This is a genomic window from uncultured Alteromonas sp., from assembly GCF_963976965.1.
GTDB lineage: Bacteria > Pseudomonadota > Gammaproteobacteria > Enterobacterales > Alteromonadaceae > Alteromonas > Alteromonas naphthalenivorans.
Genome location: NZ_CAXBMP010000018.1, coordinates 30,470 through 52,740, shown reverse-complemented (window position 1 = coordinate 52,740; position 22,271 = coordinate 30,470). Strand labels below are relative to the sequence as shown.

Annotated in this window: 18 protein-coding genes; 12 read left to right on the top strand and 6 right to left on the bottom strand. The window is 44.2% G+C overall.

What is annotated here, in order from left to right; translation table 11 throughout:
• The first annotated feature begins 22 nt into the window (after nt 1-22).
• From aceF to AAC006_RS14035, 3 genes are all read left to right on the top strand, one after another.
• Nucleotides 23-2,056: a pyruvate dehydrogenase complex dihydrolipoyllysine-residue acetyltransferase gene (aceF, locus tag AAC006_RS14045; RefSeq protein ID WP_339891697.1), complete on the top strand. Its 2,034-nt coding sequence runs from the start codon at nt 23-25 to the stop codon at nt 2,054-2,056.
• Between the two features lie 128 nt (nt 2,057-2,184).
• On the top strand, nt 2,185-3,606 hold the full coding sequence (gene lpdA / locus AAC006_RS14040; protein ID WP_126873764.1) for a dihydrolipoyl dehydrogenase: 1,422 nt from the start codon (nt 2,185-2,187) through the stop codon (nt 3,604-3,606).
• A 135-nt stretch (nt 3,607-3,741) separates the two neighbouring features.
• Nucleotides 3,742-4,188, top strand: coding sequence for a hypothetical protein (locus AAC006_RS14035; RefSeq protein WP_260563712.1), 447 nt, complete (start codon nt 3,742-3,744; stop codon nt 4,186-4,188).
• 98 nt (nt 4,189-4,286) lie between these two features.
• Here AAC006_RS14035 and AAC006_RS14030 read toward each other — a convergent pair whose 3' ends face one another.
• Nucleotides 4,287-5,393: a LysR family transcriptional regulator gene (locus AAC006_RS14030; protein WP_339891695.1), complete on the bottom strand. Its 1,107-nt coding sequence runs from the start codon at nt 5,391-5,393 to the stop codon at nt 4,287-4,289.
• Between the two features lie 337 nt (nt 5,394-5,730).
• Here AAC006_RS14030 and AAC006_RS14025 point away from each other — a divergent pair, with 337 nt between their 5' ends.
• The 9 genes from AAC006_RS14025 (at nt 5,731) to AAC006_RS13985 (ending at nt 16,640) form a co-directional block, all read left to right on the top strand.
• Nucleotides 5,731-6,972 (top strand): efflux RND transporter periplasmic adaptor subunit, encoded by a 1,242-nt coding sequence (locus AAC006_RS14025; RefSeq protein ID WP_041452471.1) that lies wholly within the window; start codon nt 5,731-5,733, stop codon nt 6,970-6,972.
• Nucleotides 6,972-10,094 (top strand): multidrug efflux RND transporter permease subunit, encoded by a 3,123-nt coding sequence (locus AAC006_RS14020; protein ID WP_126873762.1) that lies wholly within the window; start codon nt 6,972-6,974, stop codon nt 10,092-10,094. The genes AAC006_RS14025 and AAC006_RS14020 overlap by 1 nt, the downstream gene beginning before the upstream one ends.
• Before the next feature lie 286 nt (nt 10,095-10,380).
• On the top strand, nt 10,381-11,622 hold the full coding sequence (locus AAC006_RS14015; RefSeq protein WP_013782966.1) for a putative DNA modification/repair radical SAM protein: 1,242 nt from the start codon (nt 10,381-10,383) through the stop codon (nt 11,620-11,622).
• A 28-nt stretch (nt 11,623-11,650) separates the two neighbouring features.
• Entirely contained in the window at nt 11,651-12,445 is a 795-nt protein-coding gene (locus tag AAC006_RS14010) for a TIGR03915 family putative DNA repair protein (protein ID WP_126873761.1), read from the top strand.
• A 142-nt stretch (nt 12,446-12,587) separates the two neighbouring features.
• Nucleotides 12,588-13,298 (top strand): SIMPL domain-containing protein, encoded by a 711-nt coding sequence (locus AAC006_RS14005; RefSeq protein WP_126873760.1) that lies wholly within the window; start codon nt 12,588-12,590, stop codon nt 13,296-13,298.
• 167 nt (nt 13,299-13,465) lie between these two features.
• The gene (locus tag AAC006_RS14000) at nt 13,466-13,768 is read left to right on the top strand and encodes a DUF1289 domain-containing protein (RefSeq protein WP_013782969.1); all 303 of its coding nucleotides are present in this window, start codon (nt 13,466-13,468) and stop codon (nt 13,766-13,768) included.
• A gap of 58 nt (nt 13,769-13,826) precedes the next feature.
• Nucleotides 13,827-14,651: an HDOD domain-containing protein gene (locus tag AAC006_RS13995; protein ID WP_013782970.1), complete on the top strand. Its 825-nt coding sequence runs from the start codon at nt 13,827-13,829 to the stop codon at nt 14,649-14,651.
• A gap of 256 nt (nt 14,652-14,907) precedes the next feature.
• The gene (locus tag AAC006_RS13990) at nt 14,908-15,711 is read left to right on the top strand and encodes a DUF481 domain-containing protein (protein ID WP_013782971.1); all 804 of its coding nucleotides are present in this window, start codon (nt 14,908-14,910) and stop codon (nt 15,709-15,711) included.
• A 185-nt stretch (nt 15,712-15,896) separates the two neighbouring features.
• Entirely contained in the window at nt 15,897-16,640 is a 744-nt protein-coding gene (locus tag AAC006_RS13985) for a DUF481 domain-containing protein (protein ID WP_339891689.1), read from the top strand.
• A 103-nt stretch (nt 16,641-16,743) separates the two neighbouring features.
• Here AAC006_RS13985 and serA read toward each other — a convergent pair whose 3' ends face one another.
• The 5 genes from serA to AAC006_RS13960 all read right to left on the bottom strand — a co-directional run bounded on the left by serA (nt 16,744) and on the right by AAC006_RS13960 (nt 22,255).
• Nucleotides 16,744-17,973, bottom strand: a complete 1,230-nt coding sequence (gene serA / locus AAC006_RS13980; protein ID WP_013782973.1) for a phosphoglycerate dehydrogenase — start codon at nt 17,971-17,973, stop codon at nt 16,744-16,746.
• A gap of 241 nt (nt 17,974-18,214) precedes the next feature.
• Entirely contained in the window at nt 18,215-18,871 is a 657-nt protein-coding gene (gene rpiA, locus AAC006_RS13975) for a ribose-5-phosphate isomerase RpiA (RefSeq protein ID WP_339891687.1), read from the bottom strand.
• An 81-nt stretch (nt 18,872-18,952) separates the two neighbouring features.
• A complete protein-coding gene (locus AAC006_RS13970) occupies nt 18,953-19,564 on the bottom strand; it encodes a 5-formyltetrahydrofolate cyclo-ligase (RefSeq protein ID WP_339891685.1) in 612 nt (203 codons plus the stop codon).
• Nucleotides 19,565-19,618: 54 nt separating this feature from the next.
• Nucleotides 19,619-21,238: a GAF domain-containing hybrid sensor histidine kinase/response regulator gene (locus AAC006_RS13965; RefSeq protein WP_013782976.1), complete on the bottom strand. Its 1,620-nt coding sequence runs from the start codon at nt 21,236-21,238 to the stop codon at nt 19,619-19,621.
• A gap of 75 nt (nt 21,239-21,313) precedes the next feature.
• Nucleotides 21,314-22,255, bottom strand: a complete 942-nt coding sequence (locus AAC006_RS13960; protein ID WP_013782977.1) for a nucleoside hydrolase — start codon at nt 22,253-22,255, stop codon at nt 21,314-21,316.
• Nucleotides 22,256-22,271 lie beyond the last annotated feature (16 nt).

Below are 22,271 nucleotides of genomic sequence, written 5' to 3'. Positions count from 1 at the left end.
AGGCAGATAAGGTATTTTACATATGTCAGATATTCAAAAGATTATCGTACCGGATGTAGGCGGTGACGAAGTTGAAGTTATCGAGCTATGTGTTGCCGTAGGCGACACCATTGATGCAGATGAAGGCGTTGTTACTGTAGAAAGTGACAAAGCCTCTATGGATATTCCTGCACCATTTGAAGGTGAAATCGTTAGCTTATCTGTTGCCGTTGGCGACAAGATTAAAGAAGGCGATGTTATCGGCGAAATGAAAAAAGCAGGTGGCGAAGAAGCCTCTTCTGAAGAGAAAGAAGAGCCAGCTGAAGCAGCACCTGCAAAAGAAGAGCCTAAAGAAGCACCAAAAGAAGAAAGCAAATCAGGAGCGGCGCCAGCAGCATCAGGTGGTGGTGAAGTGATAGAAGTTGCGGTTCCTGATATTGGTGACGACGGCGAAGTAGATGTTATTGATGTACTGGTTTCTGTAGGCGATACCATCGAGAAAGAAGATGGGCTTATTACGCTAGAAACCGATAAAGCGACTATGGATGTGCCTTCTACTCACGCAGGTACGGTGAAAGAAGTATTCATCAGTACTGGCGATAAAGTAAAAGAAGGTACGCTAGTTATTAAACTAGAAACCGCTGGAAGTGGTGAAGCAGCTAGCAGCGATGCGCCTGCTCAGTCAAGTTCTGAAAAAGCGGCACCTTCGGCTGAATCATCTTCTGACGACGCGGCTTCATCTGCCCCGTCATCAGAATCTGCCGGCGGCGTAGTAGAAGTTGAAGTACCTGATATTGGCGAAGACGGTGAAGTAGACGTTATCGATGTATTAGTTTCTGTGGGCGACACCATTGAGAAAGAAGATGGTCTTATTACCCTTGAAACTGATAAAGCGACAATGGATGTGCCTTCTACCCATGCAGGTACAGTAAAAGAAGTCTTCATTAAGGCCGGTGACAAAGTTAAGCAAGGTACGCTAGTTATTAAGCTGGAAACTGCCGGAAGTGGCGGTTCAGCTAGTAGCGAAGCACCTGCACCGAAGAAAGCGGAATCTGCGCCTGAGAAGCCGAAAGCGGCTGAAAAACCAGCATCGCAAAATAAGTCACCTGTGCCAGCGCAAGAAGCGCCAGAGCCTAAGGGCAATGGGAAAGCACATGCTTCTCCTTCTGTGCGCCGCGTAGCAAGAGAGTTTGGTGTAGACCTCACCCTTGTTAACGGAACAGGGCCTAAGAATCGTATTCTTAAAGAAGACGTTCAGGCTTACGTGAAAGCTGAGCTTGCTAAGCCGAAAGGCAGCGCTGCAAGTGCATCTGCACCAGCTGGCGATAACGTGCTTCAAATTGTGCCGGTTAAACCTGTTGACCACAGCAAGTTTGGTGAAGTTGAAGAAGTTAAGCTTTCACGCATTCAGAAGATTTCTGGCCCGTTCTTACACCGTAACTGGGCGACTATCCCTCATGTAACACAGTTCGATGAGGCTGATATCACCGACGTAGAAGCGTTCCGTAAAGAACAAAATGCGTATCATGCAAAAACCAAGTCTGGCTTGAAGATCACGCCACTTGTTTTCATCATGAAAGCGGTCGCAAAAGCACTAGAGAAATACGAAGTATTTAACTCTTCGCTTTCTGATGATGGTGAAAGCTTGATTATCAAGAAGTTCATCAACATTGGTATTGCGGTAGAAACTCCGGGTGGCTTGGTAGTGCCGGTAATCAAAGACGTGAACAAGAAAGGTATTGAGCAGTTATCTCAAGAGCTTATTGAAACGTCGAAGAAAGCCCGTGATGGCAAGCTGAAGTCTTCAGATATGCAAGGCGGTACGTTTACCATTTCAAGCTTAGGCGGTATTGGCGGAACAGCGTTCACGCCAATTGTTAATGCCCCTGAAGTTGCTATTTTAGGTGTATCTAAGTCTGATATGAAACCGAAGTGGAACGGTAGCGAGTTTGAACCTCGCCTAATGGTTCCGTTAAGCTTGTCGTACGACCATCGTGTTATTGATGGTGCGGTAGGTGCAAGGTTCTCTACTGAAGTAGCTGCAAACTTGACTGACTTGCGCAGAATTATACTTTAAATCAAAATACGAGAATGTTTGTTATATCATTAACATTCTCGGTGATTTTATAAGCCCTTGGGGCAGTATTTAGGTTATGCTATTACGCACAAAGTGATAGATAACAAAAAATAGGATTGAGGTTCACAATGAGCGAAATTAAAACGCAATTAGTGGTACTGGGCGGCGGCCCTGGCGGTTACTCTGCAGCATTCCGTGCTGCCGACTTAGGCATCGAGACCGTTATTGTTGATTCAAGGGAATCCCTTGGTGGTGTGTGTCTTAACGTTGGATGTATTCCTTCAAAAGCATTGCTTCACGTAGCGAAAGTAATGAAAGAAGCGAAACACTTAGCTAGCCATGGTGTAACTTTTGGCGAACCAAAAATCGATCTAGACAAAATTCGCGAATATAAAGACAGCGTTGTAAAACAGCTGACTAACGGTCTTGGCGGCATGTCAAAAATGCGTAAAACCAAGCACGTTAAAGGTTACGGTAAATTTACCGGTGCTAATACCCTTGAAGTAAAAAACGGTGACGACGTTACTACTATTACTTTTGAAAAAGCAATTATTGCTGCAGGCTCTGAGCCAGTAAGTCTTCCGTTTATTCCAGAAGACGACCGTATTATCGACTCAACTGGCGCTTTGGAAATGAAAGATATTCCAGAGAAGATGCTTGTACTTGGTGGCGGTATCATTGGCCTAGAAATGGGTACAGTGTACGAAGCATTAGGTTCAAAAATTGATGTTGTTGAATTTTTAGATCAGCTTATTCCAGCTGCTGATAAAGACATCATGAAAGTCTTTATGAAAGATTATAAAGAAAAATTCAACATCATGCTTGAAACCAAAGTGACTGCGGTTGAAGCAAAAGAAGACGGTTTGTATGTAACGTTTGAAGGTAAAAATGCACCTTCAGAACAAGTACGCTACGACAAAGTATTAGTGGCTGTTGGACGTCGTCCAAACGGTAAAATGGTTGGCGCAGACACTGCTGGTGTTAACGTTGACGACCGTGGCTTTATTAACGTTGATAAGCAAATGCGTACTAACGTTGAACATATCTTCGCTATTGGCGACTTGGTTGGCCAACCTATGCTTGCGCATAAAGCGGTTCACGAAGGTCATGTTGCAGCTGAGGTTATTGCTGGTCAGAAACATTACTTCGACCCACGTGGTATTCCTTCAGTAGCGTACACTGAGCCGGAAGTTGCTTGGGTTGGTGTTACCGAGAAAGAAGCGAAAGAGCAAGGTTTAAGCTACGAAACAGCCGTATTCCCATGGGCTGCTTCAGGTCGAGCCATTGCGTCTGACGCAACAAACGGTATGACTAAAATGATTTTCGAAAAAGACACCGGTCGTGTACTTGGTGGCGCAATGGTAGGTACTAACGCGGGCGAAATGCTTGGCGAAATTGGTCTTGCTGTTGAAATGGGCGCAGACGCGGAAGATGTTGCTTTAACAATTCACGCTCACCCAACGCTAAACGAGTCAATTGGCCTAGCGTCTGAAATATTCGAAGGTAGTATTACCGATTTGCCTAACGCTAAGGCAAAGAAAAAGAAGTAAGTTAGCTAATTAGTTAACGCAGAAACCCGCCAAATGGCGGGTTTTTTTATTTTTAGCGCAGCTAACGTGGCGTAATCTACATATAGCGCCTACTATTAGAGCAGGTAGTTAGCAGTTAATTTTAAACGAGACAAAATGGTCCCGAGCAACATTCATACTATTGGAAAAAACACCTCCCATGCAGAAACTAAGCACGCCGAATATGATATTGAGCTAATAGGTAATGTGCTGCGAGTAGACGGACGTGGCGTGGTGAATGAAGAGATTTTGAAGCAATACCACGAGGACGTTAAAGATATTGTCATTAGCCTTAAAGGCCAAAAATGGGGCTTTTTAGGATTTGTTCAGGGTACTGGGATTTTAACGCCGGCAGCAGAATCTACCTTAATAGACTCAATCAAACTTCGTAAAATATACGGTATGTCAGCCTGTGCTTTAGTGGTTGCCAACGCTGATATTCCAGCGCTGGTCCAAAGTCAGTTCGAGCGGGTGTACTTGGCAGCAGATATCGATTATTTCTTTTGTGCTGATGAAAAAGAGGGTTTAGCGTGGCTTGCCAGTAAAGAGTGCAAGTACAAGTAAGCCTAAACAGGTGAAAAGCTGTCTATCAGAGGGACGGTAATAGCAGCTTATCTTCAAGGCTTATTGTAAGCAGACCCCAACACGGCTTATTTAAAAAACTACGCAATTACTTTCCCCTTTGGGTCATTCACAGCGTTATCTAAATTTAAAATGTCGGCCGTCTCGGCTGCGTCTATCTCTTCACCATGCTTAATATGCGATGGCGTAAAGTCGCTGCTGTCTATATTACGTTGAGCCAAGAAGCGCTTAACGGTTTCGGCGCAATAGGCTTTACGGCAGCATTGAGATAGCAGCATTTCGTGGCGCTCTACGCGCTCGCGAATGAACTTCACCACTAATTTACGTAACCACTGTAACCCAGCATCTAAGTCTTGGCGTTTGTGCCACATAACAGACATTGGCAGGCCTTTAATTTCAACAGGTGTTTCAAATACTGCGAGCTCACCAGAGAAAATCTCCTTCTCAACGACCAGTGATGGTGCAACACATATTAAGTTGCTTTCTTTTAGCAGCGGCGTGGCGTTGTAGAACTGATTGACCGACATAGCAATACGGCGTTTTAACCCCATGTTAGCTAATACTTGATCGGTAGGGCCGGTAACATCGCCTGTTACCGACACCAATAAGTGATCTGCGGCAATAAAGTCTTCCAAGGTAAGCTGCGCTTTCGCTAACGGGTGATCGGGGCGCATCACGACTACCCAACTAGGATCTAACACGTGCTCGGTACGTATTACCGCATCAGGTTGATGGTATTTAGAAAAAGTTAGTTCAGCCTCAGCGTCTTTTAATACCTTATCAGTACCCAAATCGTAACTGGGGATCGCATGAATATTAATGCCTGGCGCTTCATTTTCAATAACCTTACGAAGCGGCCCCCATACCATAGCAACAATGCTGTCAGTGGCTGATATACGAAAGGTGCGCTTGGCCGTAGCAGGGTCAAATTCCGCGGGGCTGACGGCAACTTCAAGTTGCCCTAGCGGGCCTTGAATTTGGCTCCACAGGTTTTTGGCATAAGAGGTAGGCTGAATACCCCGACCATCCTTTACGAATAACTCGTCTTTCCATGCGGTACGCATGCGAGAAAGGGCGTTTGAGACTGCTGGCTGTGTCATCGACAATCTATCAGCAGCACGGGTAATCGCGCCTTCCGTCATGATGGCATCAAATATCATCAATAAATTTAAATCATGTGGACGCACCAGTCTCTCCGGTTATTCGTAAAATAGTTCTGTATCTGGGTTCTAGTTCAATGCTGAGGTAAAGCCGAGGTAAGGAAATACTCCGTAAACACGCGGCGAACCCATCGCTTTTTATCGCTTCGGCTCTTCTCTACACGGCGTGTCTAACTATTATCACAACACTTTTTCGCTTCAGACTGTGGTGCCAACTTTTATGTAACACCTTGAGCAAAATAGCCTAAATTTCATACTTCTCAATATATATCATTTTATGATGTGTTGCATACGAAAATATAATTATTTTTATTGTATTGCCATGTGCATAATGCACGCCTTCACACTTTTAGAGACGCTTGCAATGACGACTTTAACTCGATTTTTGGCAATTCTAAGCCTTACAGCACTTGTCGCCGCATGTGGTAGCGACGATACGGATCCTGGCCAGCAAATGCATGCGAATGCGGGCATTCCTGTAGATGTTGCGCCAGTGGTCTCGCAGCGTTTAACTGAGTGGGACAGTTTTACTGGCCGTTTAGAAGCGCCGCAAACGGTATCGCTTCGCCCACGTGTTTCAGGCTACATTGAATTTGTAGCGTTTGAAGAAGGCGAATATGTAGAGCAGGGCGAAACCTTATTCCTTATTGATAACCGCGCTTTTAAAGCAGAAGTTGAGCGTTTAACCGCGCAACTTGAAGAAGCAAAAAGCCGTTACGACTTATCTGTGCAAAGTTACGACAGAGTCGTAAAACTTCGTAAAACCCAAGCGGTTTCACAAGAGGTGCTAGATGAGCGTTTAGCGGGTAAGAATCAAGCTTTTGCTAGCATCAATCAAACGAAAGCGGCATTAGACGTTGCTCGTTTAAATCGCGGTTTTGCCCGTGTTGAAGCGCCAATCTCTGGCCGTGTGTCTCGGGCAAACATCACCGAAGGTAACTATGTAACGGCAGGACAGTCTGAGCTTACCAGCATCGTATCTACTCATCAGCTTTACGCTTACTTCGATATTGATGAGCAAACCTACCTAAATTACGTAAGTAGCGATGGTAAAGCAGATTCTGCGGTAAACGACCAAGCGGTGGCTATGCGTCTTGCCAATGAGCAAGACTATGGTCACTGGGGACAAATCGATTTTGTCGATAATCAAGTGAATGGCAATACGGGTACCCTTCGTGTTCGCGCGGTTTTCAACAACGAAAATGGCCGTTTAATGCCGGGTTTATTTACCCACTTGAAACTAGCGGGTGATACCAACGAGCAGGGCATTTTAATTAAAGAAAAAGCGATAGGTACCGACCTTAACAACAAATTTGTATTGGTGGTAAACACCGACAATAAAGTGGAATACCGCGCTGTTACCTTGGGTGACAAAGTAGGTAGCATGCGCATTATTCAAAGTGGCCTAGTAGCTGGCGACACCATTGTAGTTGATGGCCTTCAGCGCGTACGTCCAGGAGCTGTTGTTGCGCCAAACCAGGTTGATATGGGTGATAAAGAAGCACTAGCAAGCCTACAAAATTGGCAGGCACGTGTAGATAACGTAACAAATTTGGCTAACGTTGATGCGCTAACTGGTAGCGTTGCCGGTACTGGAATTAACTAATGAATTTTTCGCAATTTTTCATTCGCCGCCCTATCTTTGCAGGTGTACTAAGCCTGCTCATTTTCATTGGCGGCGCCATTGCTGTTTGGCAACTACCTATCACAGAATACCCAGAAGTGGTGCCACCTACGGTTGTGGTAACGGCTAACTATCCTGGCGCAAATCCTAAGGTGATAGCTGAAACTGTGGCTACGCCCCTAGAGCAAGAGATTAATGGCGTAGAAGATATGATTTATATGTCTTCGCAGGCCACATCTGATGGGCGTATGACCCTTACCATTACGTTTGCCATTGGTACCGACCCTGATGATGCCACTACGCTAGTACAAAACCGTGTTAACCGCGCCACTCCGCGATTGCCACAGGAAGTACAGCGCTTAGGTATTGTTACCGAAAAATCGTCACCAGATTTAACGATGGTGGTGCATTTAACGTCGCCTGATAAACGTTACGACATGCTTTATTTGTCTAACTATGCCGACCAGTTTGTGAAAGATGAACTCGCACGTGTTGAAGGGGTAGGGCAAGTTCGTTTATTTGGTGCTGGTGAATACAGCATGCGTGTATGGCTAGATCCAAACAAGTTGGCTTCACTTCAAATGAACCCTGGCGATGTGGTTACGGCTATTTCCGAGCAAAACCAACAAGCGGCGGCAGGAAGTCTAGGCGCACAGCCTACGGGCACCAGTGAGTTTCAGTTACTAATTAATGTACGCGGTCGTCTAGAAGACGAAAGTGAGTTTGAAAATATCATCGTTAAGACGGGGGATAATGGCCAAATTACCCGCTTGAAAGACGTAGCACGCATTGAGTTAGGTGCCGATTACTACACTTTGCGTTCTCTGTTAAACAATAACCCTGCGGCAGCATTACCTATATTTCAGGCACCAGGTTCTAACGCCATTCAAATTTCTGATGACGTGCGTGCGCGCATGGCCGAGCTAGAAAAAATGTTTCCAGAAGGGTTGGAGTACGACATCGTTTACGACCCCACGGTATTCGTGCGCGGCTCAATTGAAGCGGTGGTAAATACGTTATTTGAAGCTGTGTTACTGGTTGTTTTGGTTGTTGTACTGTTTTTACAAACCTGGCGCGCCTCTATTATTCCTTTAGTGGCCGTTCCTATTTCATTGGTTGGTACTTTTGCGTTTATGCAATTGATGGGCTTTTCGTTAAACGCGCTATCGTTGTTTGGCTTGGTACTGGCTATCGGGATTGTGGTTGATGATGCCATTGTGGTGGTGGAAAACGTAGAGCGGAATATTGCCGATGGCAAAGCGCCGTTCGATGCCACTGTGCAAGCCATGAAAGAAGTTACAGGCCCTATTATAGCCACCACCTTGGTACTGGCTGCGGTGTTTATCCCTACTGCTTTTATGAGTGGCTTAACGGGTCAATTTTATAAGCAGTTTGCGTTAACGATTACCATTTCTACCTTTATTTCGGCGATCAATTCACTAACCCTAAGCCCAGCGCTGTCGGCGTTATTATTAAAGCCTCATGGGCAATCGAAAGATTGGTTAAGCCGTGGTATGGATAAACTATTTGGCCGTTTTGTATTTACGCCATTTAATAAAATGTTCGATCGCGGAGCCAAAAAATACACAGGCGCTGTAGGTGGGCTTATTCGCAAAAGCGGTGTGGTAGTGGTGCTTTATGCCGGTTTATTAGGCCTAACCTATTTCCAGTTTGCTAACACGCCTACTGGCTATGTACCACCGCAAGATAAGCAGTACCTTATTGCATTTGCTCAACTTCCTAATGCATCGTCGCTAGATAGAACCGAGGAAGTGGTACGTGAAATGTCACGAATTGCGATGGAGCACCCTGGGGTTTCTGATGCAGTAGCGTTTCCAGGTTTGAATATTAATGGCTTCACCAATAGCCCAAGTTCCGGTGTGCTGTTTACGCCGCTAAAGCCTTTTAGTGAGCGCCAAAGTCCAGAGCTTTCAGCCGGTGCAATTGCGATGCAATTAAACCAGCAATTTGGTTCTATTAAAGGGGCGTATGTGGCTATATTCCCGCCACCACCGGTAATGGGGCTTGGCACCATTGGTGGGTTTAGGCTGCAAGTTCAAGACAGAGGAAATTTGGGTTTTGCTGAACTTGAAAAAGTAACTCAAGAGGTGATTGGCAAAGCGTGGGCGCACCCTGCATTAACCGGTAACTTCACTAGCTTTACGGTTAATGTACCTCAGTTAAATGTGGATGTAGATCGCGAGAAAGCCGTTAGCCAAGGGGTAAATATTGGCACCTTGTTTGACACCATGCAGGCGTATTTAGGCTCGGTGTATGTGAACGATTTCAACTTGTTCGGTAGAACCTATCAGGTGAATGTTCAGGCCGATGCACAGTACCGCCAAGACGTTGAAAACATCACTCAATTTAAGGTGCGAAACGATAAAGGGGATATGATCCCGCTAGGTTCATTCCTAGATATTCAGCACAGTGCAGGGCCAGACAGGGTGATGCATTACAACGGTTATGTCACCGCTGAAGTAAATGGTTCACCAGCGCCGGGCTACAGTTCAGATCAAGCCAAAGCCGCGATTGAGCAAATTCTTGATGAAACGCTTCCGCTAGGCATGACCTACGAGTGGACCGAGCTAACCTATCAGCAAATATTGGCAGGTAATGCGTCGGCCTTTATTTTCCCGTTAGTCGTACTGTTGGTGTTCTTAGTGTTGGCGGCACAGTATGAAAGCTTACGCTTACCACTGGCTATTATATTAATTGTTCCCATGACCTTGCTAAGCGCATTAATTGGTGTGGTGATTTATGGCGGCGACAACAACATATTTACCCAAATTGGCTTAATTGTGTTGGTGGGGCTTGCTACTAAAAATGCCATTCTGATTGTGGAATTTGCCAAAGAACTACAAGACAAGGGTATGGACGCACTATCAGCCATTAAAGAGGCCAGCAAGTTGCGTCTTCGCCCCATCCTGATGACATCGATTGCTTTCATTATGGGTGTGTTACCTATGGTGCTTTCCACTGGTGCGGGTGCAGAAATGCGTCAAGCCATGGGCGTAGCGGTATTCTCAGGCATGATAGGGGTTACCGTGTTCGGCTTAATTCTTACCCCTGTATTTTACTATTTGTTGAAACGTAACGGTTAACTCTCCCGTTTACCCAAGCGTTGCCTCCTCCTCGTACTTTGGAGGCACTTCAGGCCACTTAATTTAAGTGGCCTTTTTTTATGGTAGGCATAGGGGATGGGCCACAATGGCTCAACGCTACACCCCTTTATTTTGTGATAGCAGAATGCATTTGTACTGTATATTTATACATGATATAACGGCTTTGTAATCTAAAAACCACCTATAAATACACACTTCTATTTTCGTATTTTATTACCGAACCCGCTGATTTTGTGTATTTGCTTAGAGAAAGTGACAATTTGCAATGCATGACAAACTGATTCAAAAACTCGAAATTCTCTCAGATGCAGCCAAGTATGACGCTTCCTGTGCAAGCGGTTCGGCAGGTAAACGAAAGGCAGGTAAAACTGATAAAACTGGTATTGGTTCTCTTACTGGCGGAATGGGTATATGCCACAGTTTTACTCCTGATGGACGGTGTGTTTCTTTACTGAAGATACTCATGACAAACTACTGTATTTACGATTGTCACTATTGCATCAATAGAGTATCGAGTAGTGTTCAACGTGCCCGTTTCACGGTCAAAGAAACGGTTGAGCTAACACTGAATTTTTATAAGCGTAACTATATCGAAGGTTTATTTCTTAGTTCAGGCATTGTCGGTTCGCCAGACCTTACAATGGAAAGCATGGTGCGTATTGCCAAATCCTTACGTATCGATCACGGATTTAAGGGGTATATTCATCTTAAAACCATTCCCAATGCATCGCCTGAACTTCAGGCCGAAGCAGGTTTATACGCTGACAGGCTTAGTATTAATGTAGAAATGCCTACCCAGCCTTCATTAAATCAATACGCGCCCGAAAAAGATCTCGGCGCTATTCATAGCGCGATGAATACCCTGAAAGACAAAATTACTGAGCATAAAGTAGATAAAACGCATACAGGCAAACGTCCTCCTCGTTTTGCCCCTGGCGGGCAGTCCACTCAAATGATTATAGGAGCCGATGGCTCAAATGATAAAACCATCTTGGGAGCGAGTGTTCAACTTTATAGCCAACAAAAGCTGCGCCGAGTTTATTATTCTGCGTTCTCGCCAATACCTGATGCATCAGAAGTTTTGCCTTTGAAACCTGCGCCTTTGGTGCGAGAGCATCGTCTTTATCAAGCTGATTGGCTACTGCGTTTCTATGGATTTACGCTTGACGAAATCGTGCACGATGACATGCTTGATATGGACCACGATCCTAAACTAGCGTGGGCATTGCGCAATCGTCATGTGTTTCCCATTGATTTAAATAAAGCCGACAAACTCATGTTGTTAAGAGTGCCAGGTCTTGGTGCACGCACCGTACAAAAAATTCTGGCGATTCGTCGTTATACAAAGCTTAGCTGGATGGATCTCACGAAATTGCGTCTGCCATTACAAAAGCTGAAACCTTTCATTAGCGTAAGTGATTACTCACCTGCTATTCACTTACTCGATAGTAATAATTTTGAGTTGCAGTTCAAACAGCCGAAGCAGTTTGAGTTATTCGGCGCCTAACTGAAGTAGGATTAGCAGTAAGATCAAGATGAAAACAATTACAATCACTTCGGTGCCTGGGTACGATGAGTGGCGCATTGCAGCAAGAGAATGTTTGGCGCAAGCTATCCCCCCCGAAAATATTATCTGGCAAAATTCAGAGTCGATACAAGACGACCTGTTTGGCGATGGGGAACAAGACATAGCAGCCAGTAAGCCAAAAACGCAACACACTATTCCCAAGTCAGTCTTAATACTTTTTAAATATGCACTGTGTCATCAAGATGCGAGCCGATTCGCATTGTGTTATCGGGTGTTATGGCGCGTTATTTTCGAGAACAAAAACCTTATTCAGTTAAAGACTGACCAAGATATACTGCAACTTACTACGTTAGCCAAAGCGGTAAAGCGCGATGCATATAAAATAAGTGCTTTTTTGAGATTTCGAGAAGTTACGCTTGACGGACAAGAGCACTTTATCGCTTGGTATGAACCAGAACATTTTAGCTTAGAGATTAAACTCGACTTCTTCCAAACTCGCTTTAAGAATATGCGGTGGTCTATATTGACGCCTTATCGGGCTGCTCATTGGGATACTGAAAAGCTAGTTTTAGAAGATAATCCCGATCCGAGAGTGTTTCCTGATGAAGATCGTATCGAAAAATATTGGCTCACTTACTACGCTAATATATTTAATCCCGCCCGTATCAAAAAGAGCGCAATGTTGAGCTCAATGCCCAAAAAGTACTGGAAGAATATGCCCGAAACAGCTTTGATTGACGATATGATTCGAAATTCGGATGCGAGAGCGCGCAAAATGATAGTTGATGGGAATAAACGCTAATTCATTTCTCCAGCCTCTTTGCGGCCACAATTGGTCATTATGTATCGTTAAGTATCAACAATCTCGGCTTTTTTCATCCCTAAATTCGACTCCAACTGAACGTAAGCTAGCACTATCAACAATAAAAACTGGAACGAGAGTTATGAAGATAGGTGCAGCAGTGGTAGTGGCAATAGGGATGGTGAGTGCGCTTGGCGTATTGGGTCAACAGGTGTCTTCGGCCTTAAACGAGATGCAAACGTGGGACAGGGTAGTTACCGTTAAAGGATTATCAGAACGAGAATACGTGGCTGATCGCGTGATTTGGCCTATTCAATTTGTTGATGCGGGCAATGATTTACCCGCGCTATACAACCACATTGAAGCTAACAGCATGAAAGTATCTACCTTCTTACAGAATAACGGTATTGCCAAAGAGGGAATTTCCATCGGTAAGCCAGACATTACCGACAAGCTAGCCCAGCAATATGGAGGAACAGAAAAAGCGCCGTTTCGTTATAGCGCAGTGCAAACCATTACCGTGTTTTCAAACGATGTAGAAAATGTGCGCTTAGTCATGAGCCAGATAGGTAGCTTATTAAAGTCTGGTGTTGTGCTAACCAATCAACACTATCAAGCACAGCCCGAGTATGTATTTACGCGTTTAAATGAAGTGAAGCCAGCAATGATTGAGGAAGCCACTGTTAACGCCAGAGAGGTTGCTGAAAAATTCGCGCAAGACTCAAAAAGTACCTTAGGGAAAATAAAGCGGGCTAATCAGGGACGGTTTTCTATCTCGAGTAGAGACCATCATCACCCCCATATTAAGCAGGTACGGGTAGTTTCGACTATTGACTATACACTGGTAGATTAATACTCATGTATTATTACAGAGTTGCTATTTTGGTGAGTTTGCCCAAAATATACTGGAGTAATGTAATAACTATCTTGGTTTACGTGGCCAGTAACAATATATTAGTGGCATTAAGAAGGTGTTTTTAATTTAACGCAACGCGTTTTAGCAAGCGCATACAGGTAAACATGACAGACCAAAAGCCACCAGCACAGCAACTGGAGTTCTTTGAAATTCCAAGCCCCTGTATTGGTGTTTGTGAGTCTGGACCGCGAGGGTATTGCAAAGGATGCTACCGCAGCCGAGAAGAGCGATTGTATTGGCTCAAGATTGACGACGGAACTCGCCGAAAAGTTATAGTGGCATGTCAGCGCCGTAAAAAAGCGGCCTTAAGCAGAGACCGTCGTCAAAACGAAGCAATACAAGAAGTCCGAGAGCCGAGTCAAATTTCTATGTTTGATACGCCTCCCGAGAAAATTGATAAAGCATAAGTGGTGTAGTTTTTTTCTTTATACACCGCTATGTAATAGTTAAAAGTGGAACCTTTGCATGTCTTTAGATAAATATGTGTCGTTTGCTACAAAGTCATTTACCTTGCCAGATATATGTATACGTATCCGCTCGGTATTAGATAACCCGCGTTCAAGTGCAAACGACCTTGGCGATTTGATCAGTTTAGATTCGTCATTAACAGCCAAGGTGCTGCGATTGGCAAATAGTTCACTGTTCCGATTTCCATCACAGGTAGAGTCTGTTTCAAAAGCCATTAACATTATTGGTGGTGAAGCATTGTATAATTTGGTAGTGGCAGAAACCGCAAACACCGCATTTAAATACTTTGATACCAAGCTTATTGATCTTGATAAACATTGGTTCGATTCGGTGTATTGTGGAATGGTGGCGAAGCAATTGGCCAAGGCCAGTAATATTCGTGGTAGCGAGCGTTTCTTCGTGATGGGGATATTGCAAAATCTCAGTGAGTTGGTGATTGCTAAACGCTCGCCCGAGCTTTACAAAAACTACATTGAGCAAGATAACGATATGCTGCTAGGGGCAAGACAAATTCACCATTTTGGTTTTACCTTTTCTAACTGTAGCGGTACCATATTAGAAAGTTGGAAGCTTCCTCTTGTGCTCTATTATCCGGTTATGCACGCTAATGATATGTCTAGGCAGGCTGCAGATAGCGATATTGCGCTACTGGCATTGGCGTCAAGGGTCACTTCCATGCAGCAAAATAAAAAAACTGATGCTGACATTGAACTTTTTTTAGAAGACATAGCCAATAATAGTGGTGTGAATCTAGATGACGTGGCAAATGCCATAGAGTTCGCCGATAGAGAAACAGCAAAAATTTCTATGCTTATACATTGATTTACCGGCAGTGAGGTAAAACAATGGTAAGTAGCTTTGGGCTTTATGTGGCGCAAAGCAGCTTGATGGTTGTTGAATATGAATTTAGAAACCGTTCTACAAGCGCTCGATTGTACAACTAAGCGGTAAAAAGCAAAGCGGTAAAAAGCTAAGCGGTAAAAACACATAGCTTACGTAATACCCACGGAAGGGCATAATAGGGTGTTAAATGGCTATGCCATAACAGCACCGAACCTATAAAAAATTACTAAAAATTATGCTTAATCTAACCAAATTATTTTGTGCAGCATGCTGTCTACTCAGTATAAGCACTGCCGTCTTTGCGGCAGATCGCGATTTAATTCAAACGCTTTATCACGCCGATTTTACGCCAGACACCGACGACGAAGTACCTAGATTTTCGCTGAACGGTGAGTTAGGTATTCTGTCAAATACTGGAAATACATCTGCAGCGAGCATCAAAGCGGGTATTAACGCCGATCATGAAACTGAAAATTGGAGCAGTCTGTACTTTGCAGAAATGCTTTATCAAGAAAGTAATACCGATGGCACTGGTCGCGAAGTATCGGCCAAACGCTTCTATGGCAGCGCTCAGTTCGATTACAAATTAAACCAGCCTGGTAGACGTTTATTCATGTACGGCGATTATGAAGATGATTCTTTTAGCGGGTATGATCATCGTGCTTCACTGGCTGCTGGTTGGTCACAGCGTGTGTGGCGAGACGAAGTCAGTGAGTTTCGTTACAGTGTTGGGCCTGGTTATTCTTTTGTCGAGCTTGAAGAGCCGTTAGATGAAGATATCAACGACGGTGTAATTGTAAGGGCATCTGCTGAATACAAATACCATTGGGCATCGGGTGCTAACCTTCGACAATTTGTTAGCACTGAAGCGGGTGATGAAAATACTAAATCTCGTTCTGAGACGTCTTTGTCAGCCAACGTTTTCGGCTCTTTAGCCATGAAGCTGTCGTTTATTTTAAATCACGAAACCGATACTACCGAAGATGTAGATGGGTTAAGTACAGAGACTTCGGTTGCTTTGGTTTATCAATTCTTCTAATAATCAGGCTCAAAGCTTATCAATAAGTGTAAATTTTGCGTCTTATAGTCTAATTTTTATTCGACCCTCATTGACTCGCTCTATTAGGTAGGTACTATTGGCGCAGATTTTTCAGGCTATGCTGGCTAGCGCTTACGCAGGGTATTTACAGCATGGCAAAGGATAAAACACTACTAGGATTGCTAATGAAAAAACAGCTTCTCGCTTCACTTTTGGCCTTGTCTTTCTCTTCTGTTACTTTTGCTCAAGACGATGTTAAACCTTTCACGATGGAAGGTGAGCTAGGTATTATCGCAACAACAGGTAACACTGAAACGTCATCAATCAGTGCTGGTATTACTGCTCACCAAGAATTGCAGCAGTGGAGCAACGACTACATTCTTGAAGGTCTTTACAAGAAAGAAACGGTAGATAACGACGACGGTACTGAAGAAGAATACACATCGGCACAAAAGTTTTACGGTTCTGCACAGGGTAACTACAAGTTAGATAACCCTGATTATCGTTTGTTTGGTTTCGCATCGTATGAAGATGACCGTTTAAGTAACTTCGACTATCAATCAACACTTGCTGTGGGTTGGAACCAAAAAGTACTTGAAAATAAACGTCACACTTTAGAGTACTCAATCGGTCCTGGTTACTCGTTTGCTGAAACACAAGAAGGCGAAGAGCAGAACAGTATGATTGTTCGTGCTTCAAGTGCTTACTCTTGGAAAATTTCAGACACAGCTAAATTTACTCAAACAGTGAGTACGGAAGTGGGTTCTGACAACACGAAATCTCGTGCTGAGTCTGCGCTTACGGCTACTATTAGCGGTAACCTTTCTATGAAGGTGTCGTTTAAGTTAGACCATAACTCAAACGTATCTGACGACGTTGAAAAGCTTGATACTGAAACTGCAGTAACGCTAGTTTACAACTTCTTCTAAAATCGTATTAACGGTTGTAGAAACAAAAAACGCTGCCAATTGGCAGCGTTTTTTTATGTCTTTAAAAGAGTATGACGGTAACTAACCACCGCCACCCCTAGCATTAGTGAAGAATACGGGTCTTAATCGTACCGTCAATCTGTTGTAGTTGTGCAAGCGCGTCATAAGCTCTGTCTTGCTGAACATCTACCACTACATAACCAATTTCTGCGTTGGTTTGAAGGTACTGGGCTTCAATGTTAATGCCTTTCTCTGCAAATGCTTGGTTAATCTGAGTAAGAATACCCGGCTGGTTTTTGTGCACGTGAAGTAGACGAGAGCGGCTAATGTGCTCTGGTAATGATACTTCAGGGAAGTTAACTGCAGATAAGGTAGAACCATTATCACTGTACTTCGCCAATTTACCGGCTACTTCTATGCCAATGTTTTCTTGGGCTTCTTGAGTGCTACCACCTACATGCGGCGTAAGAATCACGTTATCAAACTTACGTAGAGGTGATTGGAATTCTTCGTTATTCGACTTAGGCTCAACGGGGAATACGTCAATAGCAGCACCATTTAACTGCCCGCTTTCAAGCGCATCGGCAAGAGCGTCAATATCTACAACCGTTCCGCGAGAAGCATTAATAAAAATGCTGCCTTTTTTCATTTGCGCAAATTGCTCAGCTGCAAACATGTTTTGCGTTTGCTGAGTTTCAGGCACGTGAAGCGATACCACATCAGAAGTGTTTAATAGCTTCTCTAACGACTTTATCTGCGTAGAGTTACCTAATACCAACTTATCTTCAATATCGAAAAACTGTACACGCATACCAAGGTGTTCAGCAAGAATACTTAGTTGAGTACCAATGTGTCCATAACCAATAATACCCAGTGTTTTTCCACGGGCTTCGTATGAACCATTTGCTGTTTTTTCCCACTCACCGCGGTGCGCTTTAGCACTTTTGCTAGGCACTTGGCGAAGCAAAAGAATAAGCTGACCAAGCACAAGCTCTGCTACTGAACGAGTATTAGAAAATGGGGCATTAAATACCGGAATACCACGGCGCTGTGTTGCTTCTAAATTAACTTGGTTAGTACCAATACAGAAACAACCAATAGCCACCAATTTTTGAGCGGCGTCTACCACCTTCTCAGTAATTTGAGTGCGCGAACGAAGGCCAATAAAATGTGCATCTTTCACTTTCTCAACAAGCTCTTCTTCAGGAAGGGACGTTTTGAGATACTCAATATTGGTGTATCCATTATTCTTAAAGGTTTCTAGTGCACTTTGATGCACACCCTCTAACAACAATATCCGGATCTTATCCTTCTCTAGTGAAACTTTGCTCATGGATTTGCTATCTCTTAAAAAGTATTAGTATTTACAGAGCTCGAGGCTGGTGCAGGCGGGGTAGGTAAGACTGGAGCAAACCCTCCGCCGCATGGATGCGGCGGCGGAGCTCCCATGGATGGGTTCACAGCGTGTTTGCGGAAGTCTTACCTACCCCGACTAGTACTAACCTCAAACTCTCGAAAGGCCATCTAGACGTCTAAACGGAAATCTAACAGAAATCAGTTTAACTTGAAAGCTATTATTTAAAGGTATCAACACCGGTTTCGGTGGCCGATAGTACGATGTCTGCGCCACGTAGGGCGAATATGCCGTTGGTGACCACACCAGGAATATTATTAATCGACTGTTCAAGCTCTCTTGGGTTTAAGATTTCAAGGTTATGTACGTCTAAAATAAAGTTGCCGTTATCGGTTACTACGCCTTGACGGTATTCAGGATCGCCGCCTAGTTTTACCAACTCGCGAGCCACAAAAGATCGCGCCATTGGAATAACTTCAACAGGAAGAGGGAATTTGCCAAGCACGGGAACGCGCTTGCTATCATCTACAATACACACGAATGTAGTTGATGCACCCGCCACAATTTTTTCCCGGGTAAGGGCTGCACCGCCGCCTTTAATCATGTGTTTGTGTTCGGTAACTTCATCAGCACCGTCGATATACACTGAAATATTGCTAACATCGTTTAGTGCGAATACTTCAATGCCTAGGGCTTCTAGCAACTTGGTAGAGGCATCAGAACTGGATACTGCCCCTTCAATGTTATTTTTAATTTTGCCGAGTTCTTCAATGAAAAAATTAACCGTGGAGCCAGTACCTACACCAACAATACTGCCGTTTTCAACATATTCGATGGCTGCTTTCGCTACTGCTTGCTTCTTTGCATTCTGATCCATAGTGACTCTCCTAACTAAATTTTCATCAGTTTACCGGAAAACCGCTAGCTAACCCACCGTGATAGGGGAATTTACGGTGCGTTATGTACGATTAAAGCTCAACTGCTGTGTTGGGGTGACAATAGCGTTTACAGGAATGTCCCAATGCTGAACCGGAAGTTGGTCTACTTGCTGGCAATCGTGGGCAATACCTATGAGCTTTGGCTTTATGATTTGTGCTTGAATGCTAGCTAACGTGCGGTCGTAATAGCCACCGCCCATGCCCAAACGATTTCCACTCGCATCAAACCCTACCAATGGCATAAGTATCACCTGATGATGGAAGGTCGGAATTACATCTGAGCAGGCTAGTATTGGCTCTTCAATGTTGTATTTGTTCACGCGCATTGGCGTTTTTTCTGAATATCGAAGAAAAAGCAGGTGGCCTTTGCAAACTGGATGCAACACAGGCAAAGAAGTATGAAGGGCAGATGCGGTGTTCAGCTCCCAGCAAGCGTGCATAAAGGGGCGTAAGTCTACTTCACCGTCGTTAGGCAGGTAACAAGCAATAGATGATGCGTTGGTAATATCGGGTAATGACAAGAGGTTGTCGCGTACTGCGAAAGCCGCGTGCTGCTGCTGAGATTCAGGCAATTCGTTGCGCAATGCTCTTAATGCCTTTCGCAGTGTTACTCGTGATGTTTTTTTTGACATAATTTGTGACGTGTTCCGTTCTATACAACAGGCTTCCAGTGGCTCCACGTTGTCTTACTTTCCCAAATAGTGATTAAGTACCCTAATAAGCTCTGCGTTCTCAACGGGCTTGGTGAGTAGGTCGTCTAAGCCATTTTTTAATAACAAATCTCGTTGCGTGATAACATCTGCGGTTAAGGCTATAACAGGTAGTGTTGCGCGCACTTTCTTAATTTGCCGAGTGGCTTCTGTTCCGTCAATTCCCGGTAAGTTAATGTCCATCAGCACCAAATCTACAGGGTTCGATTTTACATACTCTACGCCTTCTTCACCGCTATCTACAACCGATAATGGCAAACCAAGTTTATCAAATATGGTTTTAATCACTATCTGATTAATATAATGATCTTCCACTACTAGTACGTGAGAGTCTGTAGGAATATTTAGCTCTTGGGGCTGTAAAAGCGCGGGATCGTGCTCGATAGTATCGGCGCTAACTTTTTCTGCAGGAATGGCTACGCTTACGTGAGTACCTTCGTTTAGCTTACTGCTAAGTTTTATAGACCCTCCCATCAACTCAACCAGCTTCTTGGTAATATTTAGGCCTAAGCCTGTACCATCAAATTGATGCGCGTTCTCCATTCGCTCGAATGGTGCGAAGAGCTTTTTTTGTTCCTCTTCACTAATACCGATGCCTTCGTCTTTAATCGCCAGCAACAAATTCCCTTGCTTGTACTTCACTCGAATGGATACGTGCTTATTGGCATGAGTGTACTTAATGGCATTCGATAATAGGTTTAAGGCTACTTGTCCAAACTTAGTGTCGTCGAAATTAAGAGAGTAGGGAACATTGTCATCAATAACAGAATTAAAAATAACATTCCCGTCTTCAGCGCGAATTCGGGTTAACGAGAATAAATGAGTGAAAAAGTCAGCTGTACCTACAGGGCGGGGCATGACGCGCATTTTACCCGCTTCTATTTGCTTCATATCCAACACAGAGTTCACTATTTCAAGCAAGCGCTCACCGCTTTTGCTTATATGCCCAAGCGAGTCTGTAAAGTTAGTGGGCAGTGAAAGTTGCTTGGCTTCGCCTTCAAGCAAATTGCTGAACGTGTTTATCGCATTTAGGGGCGTTCTAATTTCATGGCTAATGTAGGAAAGAAAGTCAGATTTAAACTGGCTGGTTCGCTCAAGTTCTCTGTTCTTACGTTTCAATTCCAAATGCGCAACCACTGATTCACTTAATGTCTTAAGTGCATTGCGTTGAAGACTAGTTAGGGTTTTGGGTTTATCGTCTATTGCGCATAACGTGCCAATGGCATGTCCTGATGGCGTTAATAGCGGTGCGCCGGCGTAGAATCGAATATTGGGCTCGCCCGTCACTAACGGGTTATCATGAAAGCGCGGATCTTCTTTTGCGTTAGATACTTCGAACACTTCACGCTGTAAAATAGCATGTGAGCAAAAAGCGATATTACGAGAGGTTTCGGTGGCTTCAATCCCTACACGAGATTTGAACCATTGTCTGTCGGGGTCAACTAGGCTAATTAATGCAATGGGCGCGTCACAAATTTGTGAAGCAAGTTGAGTTAAGTCGTCGAAGAGTTGTTCGGCGTCCGTATCAAGTACATCGTAGCTTAATAGCTCTCTAAGACGCTGTTCTTCGTTTGCTGGAACCTTGGCAGGGATCATTCTTTCACATTACCTCAACTCAACTAAAATGTGAAAACAGGAGGCCGACTACCATAGAAGAGCCTCCTTTCACATCTATAAAGCGTAGGTGTCTATGAACAATTGTTCCAATTTAGCGTGATCTACTTTTGTAGCCACTTTAATGGTGTTCGCATTGTTCCACAGTGGGCTAGGGGTTGTACCCTTAGGGGCCACTGCTGTTTGACCACGATCTAGCTCGCCAGTACCAACACGCACATGACCTTCGGTGAGTTCGAATAACTCAGGATGGCGTAAATGTGCAAGCGGGAATGCATCGTGGAAGAAACAAACACGATCCTCACGATTGGCTGAATAGAAATCCATATAGAACTGGGCAGTGTCTTTTACAAAACCACCAAGCTTCGCATTCTTTTCTTCTAATGTTTCAACAAAAGAAGGAGAAAACGGCGTGTCGTTAGTTACGTCTAAGCCGAACATGGTTAAGTCCCAATCTGCACCAAATACAATTTCAGCAGCGTAGGCATCGTTCCAAATATTTGCTTCGGCAAGTGGTGTTACGTTACCACGTACAAAGGCTGCGCCGCCCATAATGGTAACGCCCTTGACTAACTTGGGCAGTTCTGGCTCTAAACGTAGTGCTAGCGCTAAGTTACCTAATGGGCCAATAGCCACAAGCGTCACTTCGCCAGGGTATTTACGGGCCATATCCACAATAAACTGAGCAGAACTACGAGGGTCTAGTTCGGTTTTAGGCGCTTCTGGTTTAATGTGACCAAAACCATAATCACCATGTACAAAATGCGCGTACGTTGATTCAGGGCCCACCCAAGGCATACCAACACCTTTGGTTACTGGAATGTCTTTACCTGCAATTTCGCAAAGGGTAAGGGCATTTTGTGCCGCCATGGTGACAGGTACGTTGCCGTAAACTGTGGTTAAACCAAGTACTTCAATATCTGGAGACTGAAACGCAAAAAATATTGCCATTGCATCATCGATGCCAGGATCCGTATCTAAAATTATCTTATGTGCCATTAATAATACTCTAGTG

Bases quoted from the DNA above. Each gene is read 5' to 3' on its own strand.
- AAC006_RS14000 (WP_013782969.1), top strand. From the start codon at position 13,466: ATGACAGACCAAAAGCCACCAGCACAGCAACTGGAGTTCTTTGAAATT.
- AAC006_RS14010 (WP_126873761.1), top strand. From the start codon at position 11,651: ATGAAAACAATTACAATCACTTCGGTGCCTGGGTACGATGAGTGGCGC.
- AAC006_RS14015 (WP_013782966.1), top strand. From the start codon at position 10,381: ATGCATGACAAACTGATTCAAAAACTCGAAATTCTCTCAGATGCAGCC.
- AAC006_RS13985 (WP_339891689.1), top strand. From the start codon at position 15,897: ATGAAAAAACAGCTTCTCGCTTCACTTTTGGCCTTGTCTTTCTCTTCT.
- AAC006_RS13965 (WP_013782976.1), bottom strand. From the start codon at position 21,238: ATGATCCCTGCCAAGGTTCCAGCAAACGAAGAACAGCGTCTTAGAGAG.
- AAC006_RS14020 (WP_126873762.1), top strand. From the start codon at position 6,972: ATGAATTTTTCGCAATTTTTCATTCGCCGCCCTATCTTTGCAGGTGTA.
- lpdA (WP_126873764.1), top strand. From the start codon at position 2,185: ATGAGCGAAATTAAAACGCAATTAGTGGTACTGGGCGGCGGCCCTGGC.
- AAC006_RS14025 (WP_041452471.1), top strand. From the start codon at position 5,731: ATGACGACTTTAACTCGATTTTTGGCAATTCTAAGCCTTACAGCACTT.
- serA (WP_013782973.1), bottom strand. From the start codon at position 17,973: ATGAGCAAAGTTTCACTAGAGAAGGATAAGATCCGGATATTGTTGTTA.
- AAC006_RS13960 (WP_013782977.1), bottom strand. From the start codon at position 22,255: ATGGCACATAAGATAATTTTAGATACGGATCCTGGCATCGATGATGCA.
- AAC006_RS14005 (WP_126873760.1), top strand. From the start codon at position 12,588: ATGAAGATAGGTGCAGCAGTGGTAGTGGCAATAGGGATGGTGAGTGCG.
- rpiA (WP_339891687.1), bottom strand. From the start codon at position 18,871: ATGGATCAGAATGCAAAGAAGCAAGCAGTAGCGAAAGCAGCCATCGAA.
- AAC006_RS13990 (WP_013782971.1), top strand. From the start codon at position 14,908: ATGCTTAATCTAACCAAATTATTTTGTGCAGCATGCTGTCTACTCAGT.
- AAC006_RS14035 (WP_260563712.1), top strand. From the start codon at position 3,742: ATGGTCCCGAGCAACATTCATACTATTGGAAAAAACACCTCCCATGCA.
- AAC006_RS13995 (WP_013782970.1), top strand. From the start codon at position 13,827: ATGTCTTTAGATAAATATGTGTCGTTTGCTACAAAGTCATTTACCTTG.
- aceF (WP_339891697.1), top strand. From the start codon at position 23: ATGTCAGATATTCAAAAGATTATCGTACCGGATGTAGGCGGTGACGAA.
- AAC006_RS13970 (WP_339891685.1), bottom strand. From the start codon at position 19,564: ATGTCAAAAAAAACATCACGAGTAACACTGCGAAAGGCATTAAGAGCA.